The sequence below is a fragment of the Pseudomonas sp. OV546 genome (genome assembly GCF_900116845.1).
GTDB lineage: Bacteria > Pseudomonadota > Gammaproteobacteria > Pseudomonadales > Pseudomonadaceae > Aquipseudomonas > Aquipseudomonas petroselini.
Genome location: NZ_FPCE01000018.1, coordinates 36,585 through 44,937 on the forward strand (window position 1 = coordinate 36,585; position 8,353 = coordinate 44,937).

Here is an 8,353-nt window from a genome sequence, read left to right on the forward strand (position 1 = left end):
CGGCCGATTGCACGGTATCCAGGCGTTGCTTGATGTGCGCTTCTTCGAAGTCGATCAGCGCATTCACGCGTTTGAGCCACTCGGTGTAGTGGGCCGAGGCCTGGGCCAGCAGCAAGTCCTGGGCGCCGGCGATGTCATTGCTGCGACGCAGGTTGATCACCCGTTCGGTGGAAGCCAGGGCCTGGCTCTCGATGGCTTTGATATCACCCAGCAGACGGGTTTCCTCGGCGCTGGCGGTGGTGTTGGCGAACAGGCGGTCCATCATCACGGCAGAGTCCTGGTAATCGCGCTTGAGCTGATCGATCTCGGCCAGATGGCGGTTGAGCGCCGGCTCATCCTTGACCAGTACCGCATCGCGAATGGCGATGGCGCGGTTGTGCACGCTGCCACGGAAGTTGATCGCGTAGCGCTGGACGACGGCGGCTTTTTCACCGACATCCTTGAGCGTACTGTCGATAAAACCCACGCGTTGAATACCGACGGCAGTGATCAGCACCAGCAACGACAGGGTGGACGCGAAGCCCAGCCCGATACGCATTGCCAACGACACAGGGTTTTTCATGAAAGGCTCGATATTCAAGGGGTCAGGAGTGATGGCTAAAAGCTATCTTCTCGGTGGAATCTAACGACCTGCCGGCCTGGCGTCCAATCAGTAAATACTTAAGCTGTCATCGAGCGAATTGATGGAATAAAACCGCGACACCGTCGTTTATACGTCATCCAACGTATTTCCCGTTTTTCCTGGCCGCCCGAGACTGGATCGCACGCACCCCGTCATCCGTCCAGGAGCCAGTCCATGACCGAAACGCTGATCAAAGTCGACCTCAACCAGCCTGTCACCGAGAACGAGCAGATCCATAACCGCTGGCACCCGGATATCCCTATGGCCTGTTGGGTCAAGCCGGGCGATGACTTCATCCTGGAAACCTACGATTGGACCGCCGGCGCGATCAAGAACAATGACGACGCCAGCGATGTGCGCGATGTGGACTTGTCGACCGTGCACTACCTGTCGGGCCCGGTGGGTGTACACGGCGCCGAGCCGGGGGATTTGCTGGTGGTGGACTTGCTGGATATCGGTGCCAAGGCCGATTCCCAGTGGGGCTTCAACGGGTTCTTTTCGCGGCAGAACGGCGGTGGTTTCCTTACTGATCACTTCCCCAGCGCGCAGAAAGCCATCTGGGATTTCAAAGGCATGTTCACCCGCTCGCGGCACATTCCCGGGGTGAACTTTGCCGGTCTGATCCACCCAGGCTTGATCGGTTGCCTGCCCGACCCGGTGATGCTCGCCGACTGGAATCGTCGCGAGCAGGAGCTGATTGACACCAACCCGACTCGCGTTCCGCCCCTGGCCAACGCACCGCTGGCCGCCACCGCCCACATGGGCAAACTCACCGGCCAGGCCCGTGACGATGCGGCAGCGACCGGCGCACGCACAGTGCCGCCGCGCGAGCATGGCGGTAACTGCGATATCAAGGATTTATCCCGGGGCTCGAAGATCTTCTTCCCGGTGTACGTCAACGGCGCCGGGCTGTCGGTGGGCGATCTGCACTTCAGCCAGGGCGACGGCGAAATCACCTTTTGCGGCGCGATCGAGATGGCTGGCTGGGTGCACATGAAGGTCGAGCTGATCAAGGGCGGCATGGCCAAGTACGGGATCAAGAACCCGGTGTTCAAGCCGAGCCCGATCACCCCGAACTACAAGAATTACTTGATCTTCGAAGGCATCTCGGTGGACGAACAGGGCCAGCAGCACTACCTGGACGTCAATGTCGCCTACCGCCAGGCGTGCCTGAATGCGATCAACTACCTGACCAAGTTCGGCTACTCGCCGGCCCAGGGTTATGCGCTGCTCGGCTCGGCACCGGTGCAAGGGCATATCAGCGGCGTGGTGGACATCCCGAATGCCTGCGCCACGTTGTGGCTGCCGACGGAAATCTTCGAATTCGACATCAACCCCAACGCCAGCGGCCCCACTCAATTCCTCGACGGCAGCATCGACCTGCCCATCGCTCCGGACCTCTAGCCATGCCGACCTACGAATACGCCTGCGACACCTGCGGCACTTTCACGATGTTGCGCCCGATTGCACAGCGTAATGAACCCAGCCAATGCCCGTACTGCGCAGGGCCGGGCGGGCAGTTGCGGGTGTCGGCTCCGGCGCTGCAAACCCTGTCGGCCAACCAGCGCAGGGCCATCGCCGGCAACGAGCGCAGCGCCAACGCGCCGCAAACCCTTGGTGAATACCAGGACAGCCGCAAACACCCGTCCGGTTGCAGTTGCTGCGGCAGCCGCAAGAAGGTCGAGCCCAGCAAGGCCAATCCCTTGGGGCTCAAGACCCGCACCGGCCCACGGCCGTGGATGATCAGTCACTAGAACAGGAGCGTTGTAATGCGCCATGGCGACATTTCCAGCAGCCCGGACACCGTCGGTGTAGCGGTGGTGAACTACAAGATGCCGCGCCTGCACAGCAAGGCCGAGGTCATCGACAACGCAAGCAAGATTGCCGAAATCATTATCGGCATGAAACAGGGCCTGCCCGGCATGGACCTGGTGGTGTTCCCGGAATACAGCACCATGGGGATCATGTACGACCATGACGAGATGATGGCGACCGCCGCGAGCATTCCCGGCGAGGAGACCGCGATCTTCTCGGCGGCCTGCCGCCAGGCGAATACCTGGGGCGTGTTCTCCCTGACCGGCGAGCGCCACGAAGCGCATCCGCACAAGGCGCCCTATAACACCCTGGTATTGATCAATAACCTGGGCGAGATCGTGCAGCGCTATCGCAAGTGCATTCCCTGGTGCCCGATCGAGGGTTGGTATCCGGGGGACCGCACCTACGTGTGCGACGGGCCCAAGGGCATGAAGATCAGCCTGATCATCTGCGACGACGGCAACTACCCGGAGATCTGGCGTGACTGCGCCATGAAGGGCGCCGAGCTGATCGTGCGTTGCCAGGGCTATATGTACCCGGCCAAGGAGCAGCAGGTACAGATGTCCAAGAGCATGGCCTGGGCCAATAACTGCTATGTGGCGGTGGCGAATGCCGCGGGGTTCGACGGGGTGTACTCGTACTTCGGGCACTCGGCGATCATCGGCTTTGATGGGCGCACCCTGGGCGAGTGCGGCGAGGAGGAGATGGGCATTCAGTATGCGCAGTTGTCGGTGTCGCAGATCCGCGATGCGCGGGCCAATGACCAGTCGCAGAACCATTTGTTCAAGCTGCTGCATCGGGGCTACACCGGCATGCATGCCTCGGGCGATGGCGACAAGGGCGTGGCGGATTGTCCGTTCGAGTTCTATCGCACCTGGGTCTTGGATGCGCAGAAAGCCCAGGAAAACGTGGAGAAAATCACCCGCAGCACGGTAGGCGTCGCGGAGTGCCCGGTGGGGAATTTGCCCCATGGTGGTAAAGAACAGACGGCGGGGTAGGGCATGCGCTTTACCTTTGAACCGGCCCAGGTGATGGCCCTGCTGCGCAGCCGGATCGTCGGCCAGGAGGCGGCGCTGGCCCAGGTGGAAGGCCTGCTCAAGGTGGTCAAGGCCGATATCAGTGAGCGTGACCGCCCCCTCAGCGTTAACCTGTTCATGGGGCCGACCGGTGTCGGCAAGACCGAAATCGTGCGCCTGCTGGCCCAGGCGCTGCACGGTCGCGCCGACGGTTTCTGCCGCATCGACATGCACACCCTGGCCCAGGAACATTACGCGGCCGCGCTGACCGGCGCGCCGCCAGGGTATGTGGGCAGCAAGGAGGGCATCAGCCTGTTCAACAGCGAGTTGATCCAGGGCACCTACAGCCGGCCGGGGATCGTGCTGTTCGATGAACTGGAAAAGGCCAGCCAGGAGGTGGTACGCAGCCTGTTGGGCATACTGGAAAATGGTCAACTGACTTTAGCCGGCGGCACGCGCACGTTGGACTTTCGCAACAGCCTGATCTTCATGACCAGCAACATCGGCGCGCAACAGGCGCGTCGGCATCGCCTGCGTTTTACCCAGGGCTGGCGACGCCTGCTGCGCGTGTTTGTACGGGGTGAGGCACAGGTGTTGGAAGAGGCGCTGCATGGGCATTTCGAACCGGAGTTTCTCAATCGGATCGACCGTATCCTGATGTTCGAGCCCATTGACGCGCAGTGGCTGGAGGCGCTGCTGGCGGTGGAACTCGACAAACTCAACCAGCGTCTGGCGGTGCAGCAGCGTTCGTTGGTGCTGGACGCGCAGGCGCGGGCTTGGCTGTGCCGCCAGCACGACCTGCGATTTGGCGCGAGGGCGCTGGCCAGGCGCTTGCGGGTCGAACTGGAACCCGCGATTGCCGAATGCCTGTTGCAAGGCAATGCCCGACACCTGAGTGCGACAGTGCGCAACGCCTGTTTGGTGGTCGAACCCGAAAGCACAGGAAGATAGGATCCACTTACGGTATAACCCTCGGACGCTTTAGTTCTTCGAGGCCCCGTTTTTCATGCAAAGCCCTTTGCAACGCCCGCTGTGGCAGATCTACCTGATCTTTCTGGCACCGATGGTGCTGTCCAACTTCCTGCAAAGTTTTTCCGGCACCCTCAACGGTATCTATGTCGGGCAAATGCTCGGCACCCAAGCGCTGGCGGCGGTGTCGGGGATGTTTCCCATCGTGTTTTTTTTCATTGCACTGGTGATTGGCCTGGGGGCGGGCGCCTCGGTGTTGATCGGCCAGGCCTGGGGTGCCCAGGAAACGGCAATGGTCAAGGCTATCACCGGCGCGACCCTGACCCTGGGCGCGCTGGTGGGTGTGATTGCCGCAGTGTTGGGCAGCCTGTTTGCGCGCCCGGCGTTGCAGGCGCTGGGCACACCGGTTGATGTCCTCGACGATGCGGTCGGCTATGCGCAGAAGATGATGCTGATCATGCCGTTGCTGCTGGTGTTCATCCTCTACACCCAGTTGCTGCGCGGTGTCAGCGACACGATCTCGCCATTGCTGGCGCTGATGGTTTCGACCCTGGTCGGCCTGCTGCTGACCCCGGCGCTGATTCGCGGCTGGGTCGGCTTGCCACCCTTGGGCATCCAGAGCGCGGTGTATGCCGGGCTGGTGGGCAACGCGTTAGCCATGCTGTTTTTGATCTTGCGCCTTCGGCATAAAAACCATGTGATGGCGCCAGACCGCGAACTGCTCGCGGCTTTGCGCCTGGACCGTGTGATTCTTGGCAAAGTCCTGCGTATCGGCTTGCCCACCGGCCTGCAGATGGTGGTGCTGTCGCTGTCGGAATTGGTCATCCTCGCCTTGGTCAACGGCCATGGCTCCCAGGCCACGGCGGCCTATGGCGCGGTGACGCAGATCGTCAACTACGTGCAGTTCCCCGCGCTGTCGATTGCCATCACCGCGTCGATCCTCGGCGCCCAGGCGATTGGCGCCGGGCGTCTGGAGCGCATCGGCCCGATCCTGCGCACCGGCCTGTTGATCAACACCTGCCTTACCGGTGGCCTGATTGTGCTGGGTTATGTCTTGTCGCATTGGTTGCTCGGCCTGTTCATCACCGACGACGCGGCGCGGGTCAATGCCGAACACCTGCTGCACATCATGCTGTGGAGCATCCTGGTGTTCGGCTTCCAGGCCGTGATCGGCGGGATCATGCGCGCCAGCGGCGTGGTGCTGATGCCGGTGGTGATCTCGATTTTCTGTGTGCTCTGCGTTGAACTGCCAATGGCTTACCTGTTGAACGCCCACTTCGGCCTGGAAGGGGTGTGGATGGCGTTTCCGGTGACCTACCTGGCCATGCTGGTATTGCAGACTGCGTATTACCGCTTGGTGTGGCGACACAAGCAGATCAAGCGGTTGGTGTAAGGCTGAGGCCACGCAACAACAGCTCCAGGCCCTGCAAACCTTGCTCCAGCCGCTCGCCCGGATGCTCATCCCGGGCGATCCACAGGGCGGTGTTGACCAGGCTGCCGTTGATCAATTGCGCCAGCGCGGTGCTTGGGGCGGGGCGGATGACACCGGTTTGCATCAGGGCTTCCAGCCGTTCGCGCAATGACTCGACACACTGTTGCTGGGAGCCGGTATCGCCCAGTACGGCCGGCGCATCCTGCAACACAATGCGCTGGATCTCGGCGTCCTGAGCCATGCGCAAATAGGCGCGGCAACGTTCGCAAAAGCCGGCCCATGGATCAGTTGCTTCATCTGTGATGCGCTGTAAGTGTGTGTCCATCTCACTGTCGAGTTGGGCAACCACGGCGGCCAACAGCCCTTTTTTGTCACCAAAGTGATGGTACAACGCGCCGCGTGTCAGGCCGGCGCGAGCGGTAAAATCGTCCATCGATGTGTTCGCGTAGCCTTGGGTGGCAAAGGCCTGTCGCGCGCTGGCGATCAGCCGGGCGCGGGTGTCTTCGATCATTTCGGCACGGGCTCGGCTCATGGTAGGTCTCACAATGGGCAGGTGAACGATTGACATACGTTGCGTATGTTACGCATGATTTTTCACATACGCACCGTATGTATTTTGCCTCGGTCATTGCAGATAGCAAGTCGCAGGCATTCAGCAAGAGGTCCAGCAGGATGGCAAACCCTTACGCCGAGTTGTTCCAGGTCCCCGGCGCCCGGGCTTTTGTACTGGCAGGCATGCTGGCGCGCATGCCCGTGTCGATGACGGGGATTGGCTTGATCACCATGCTTGCCCAGGTGCACGGCGGTTACGGCCTGGCGGGTTCGGTGGCGGCGGTGTTTGCCCTGGCCACGGCGTTTTGCGCACCCCAGGTATCACGGCTGGTGGACCGCTACAGCCAGGGCCGGGTGCTGCCGATTGCCGCGCTGATCGGCGGCGGGGCTTTGTTGATGTTGTTGCTGTGCACCCGCTTGCAAGCACCGAACTGGACGTTGTTCCTGTTTGCCGCCTTGGCCGGTTGCATGCCGAACATGTCGGCCATGGTGCGTGCGCGCTGGACCGAGTTGTACCGTGGCCAGCCCAAATTGCAGACCGCGTTCGCCCTGGAGTCGGTGCTGGATGAGGTGTGCTTCATCATCGGGCCACCCATTTCGGTGGGTTTGAGCGTGGTGCTGTTCCCCGAGGCGGGGCCCTTGGTGGCGGCGCTGTTACTGGCGATCGGCGTCACCACCTTTGTATTGCAACGTGAGACCGAGCCTCCCGTCCATGAACATCAGGAGCATCACGGCGGCTGGCTGATTGCATCGCCCTCGGTGCTGATCCTGATGATCCTGCTGCTGGCCATGGGCGTTATCGTCGGCGTGGTGGACGTGGTCAGCGTCGCCTTTGCCCAGCATCAGGGCCAGCCGGCGGCGGCGAGCATAGTGCTGTCGGTGTACGCCATCGGTTCGTGCCTGGCGGGGCTGGCGTTCGGTACCCTGAAGCTCAAGGCGCCGTTGCCCAGGCAGTTCCTGTTCTGCGGCGTGGCCACCGCGTTGACCACCTTGCCGTTGCTGCTGGTGAGCAACATTCCGGGGCTGGCGGTGGCGATCTTTATCTCCGGGCTGTTCTTCGCCCCCACGTTGATCGTGTCTATGGCCTTGGTGGAGCGGATCGTGCCCGCCAGCCGCCTGACCGAAGGCATGACTTGGCTGATCACCGGCCTCAGCATCGGCGTGGCCATCGGCGCCGCCAGTTCCGGTTGGATGATCGACCACTTTGGCGCCACCAGCGGGTTCTGGGTCGCGTTGGTGGCCGGGGCGGTGGTGCTGGGGGCCGCGGTGCTGGGGTATCGGCGGTTGGGATAATCAGCCTATCGCTGGGCAAGCGTCTGCACTGTGGTGTTGCAGAAAATCGCTCAAGGCTTGGCGAGTCAGGTCATTAAGGGTCACTTTCTTGCGGGTCGCCGCCAGGGCCGCCGCCAAGTGCAGGTCATGGCCGACCCGGACATTGAAGGAACCCTTGCAAGGCTTCTCCGGTGTGTGGCCCAGGGACTGGCACGTAGTGAGGTAGTCGTCCACCGCCTCCCGGAATGCGGCGTCCAGTTCTGCGACGGTTTTTGCTTCGTAGCTCACCAGCGCCTTGATGAACAGAATCTTGCCGAACAGGCAGTTGTCTTCGAGGCTGGCTTCGATAGAGCCGATGTAGCCTTTGTGTTTCAGTTGATTGTTCACTGAATCAGTTCTCCTGATTTCAATTGCTCGATGATCTGGCGCCGAATGTAGTGTTTCAGTTCGTTGCCAGGGTGAGGCTTGTGCAAGGTGATCATTGCACTGGGGTCACCGATGTCGAACTTGACGCGGCTTCCAGCCCCTTCAATCTGTGTGTAGCCCAGTCGACGCAGCAGCGTGACGAGTTCGGGCCAGGTAAATGCCATGTGCTCATTGAGCAGTTTGGCGAGCCGCTTTTCATTTTTGGACACGGCGCTCTCTGCGTGTAACTAAACGTAGTTGCAAAAAGTG

The 8,353-nt window shown here is 61.4% G+C and carries 9 protein-coding genes and 1 pseudogene; 6 read left to right on the forward strand and 4 right to left on the reverse strand.

Features of this window, described 5'->3' with window-relative positions; genetic code table 11:
* Positions 1-49: 49 nt before the first annotated feature.
* Positions 50-562 (reverse strand): annotated as a pseudogene (locus tag BM403_RS32710) (MCP four helix bundle domain-containing protein); the annotation flags it as partial.
* Positions 563-796: 234 nt separating this feature from the next.
* Between BM403_RS32710 and fmdA the strand changes: the two are divergent.
* From fmdA to BM403_RS28430, 5 genes are read left to right on the forward strand one after another with little or no spacing between them, the layout of a single operon-like run.
* Positions 797-2,026, forward strand: coding sequence for a formamidase (gene fmdA, locus BM403_RS28410; RefSeq protein WP_010211069.1), 1,230 nt, complete (start codon positions 797-799; stop codon positions 2,024-2,026).
* A gap of 2 nt (positions 2,027-2,028) precedes the next feature.
* Positions 2,029-2,376, forward strand: coding sequence for an FmdB family zinc ribbon protein (locus BM403_RS28415; RefSeq protein ID WP_093546270.1), 348 nt, complete (start codon positions 2,029-2,031; stop codon positions 2,374-2,376).
* Between the two features lie 15 nt (positions 2,377-2,391).
* Positions 2,392-3,435 carry an aliphatic amidase gene (locus BM403_RS28420; RefSeq protein WP_046036255.1) on the forward strand — a complete coding sequence of 348 codons (1,044 nt, stop codon included), beginning with the start codon at positions 2,392-2,394 and terminating at the stop codon, positions 3,433-3,435.
* Positions 3,436-3,438: 3 nt separating this feature from the next.
* On the forward strand, positions 3,439-4,404 hold the full coding sequence (locus tag BM403_RS28425; protein WP_012723741.1) for an AAA family ATPase: 966 nt from the start codon (positions 3,439-3,441) through the stop codon (positions 4,402-4,404).
* A 55-nt stretch (positions 4,405-4,459) separates the two neighbouring features.
* Positions 4,460-5,815 carry an MATE family efflux transporter gene (locus BM403_RS28430; RefSeq protein WP_012723742.1) on the forward strand — a complete coding sequence of 452 codons (1,356 nt, stop codon included), beginning with the start codon at positions 4,460-4,462 and terminating at the stop codon, positions 5,813-5,815.
* Here BM403_RS28430 and BM403_RS28435 read toward each other — a convergent pair.
* Entirely contained in the window at positions 5,799-6,386 is a 588-nt protein-coding gene (locus BM403_RS28435) for a TetR/AcrR family transcriptional regulator (RefSeq protein WP_012723743.1), read from the reverse strand. The two genes, BM403_RS28430 and BM403_RS28435, sit on opposite strands and share 17 nt — an antisense overlap.
* A gap of 140 nt (positions 6,387-6,526) precedes the next feature.
* Here BM403_RS28435 and BM403_RS28440 point away from each other — a divergent pair, with 140 nt between their 5' ends.
* A complete protein-coding gene (locus BM403_RS28440; RefSeq protein WP_046036256.1) occupies positions 6,527-7,699 on the forward strand; it encodes an MFS transporter in 1,173 nt (390 codons plus the stop codon).
* On the opposite strand, the gene BM403_RS28445 is transcribed toward BM403_RS28440, so the two are convergent.
* Together BM403_RS28445 and BM403_RS28450 are read right to left on the reverse strand one after the other, a co-directional pair.
* Entirely contained in the window at positions 7,700-8,065 is a 366-nt protein-coding gene (locus BM403_RS28445; protein ID WP_012723745.1) for a type II toxin-antitoxin system HicB family antitoxin, read from the reverse strand.
* Complete coding sequence (locus BM403_RS28450) at positions 8,062-8,313, reverse strand: type II toxin-antitoxin system HicA family toxin (protein ID WP_012723746.1); 252 nt, start codon at positions 8,311-8,313, stop codon at positions 8,062-8,064. Before BM403_RS28450 ends, BM403_RS28445 begins: the two co-directional genes overlap by 4 nt.
* Positions 8,314-8,353: the final 40 nt, after the last annotated feature.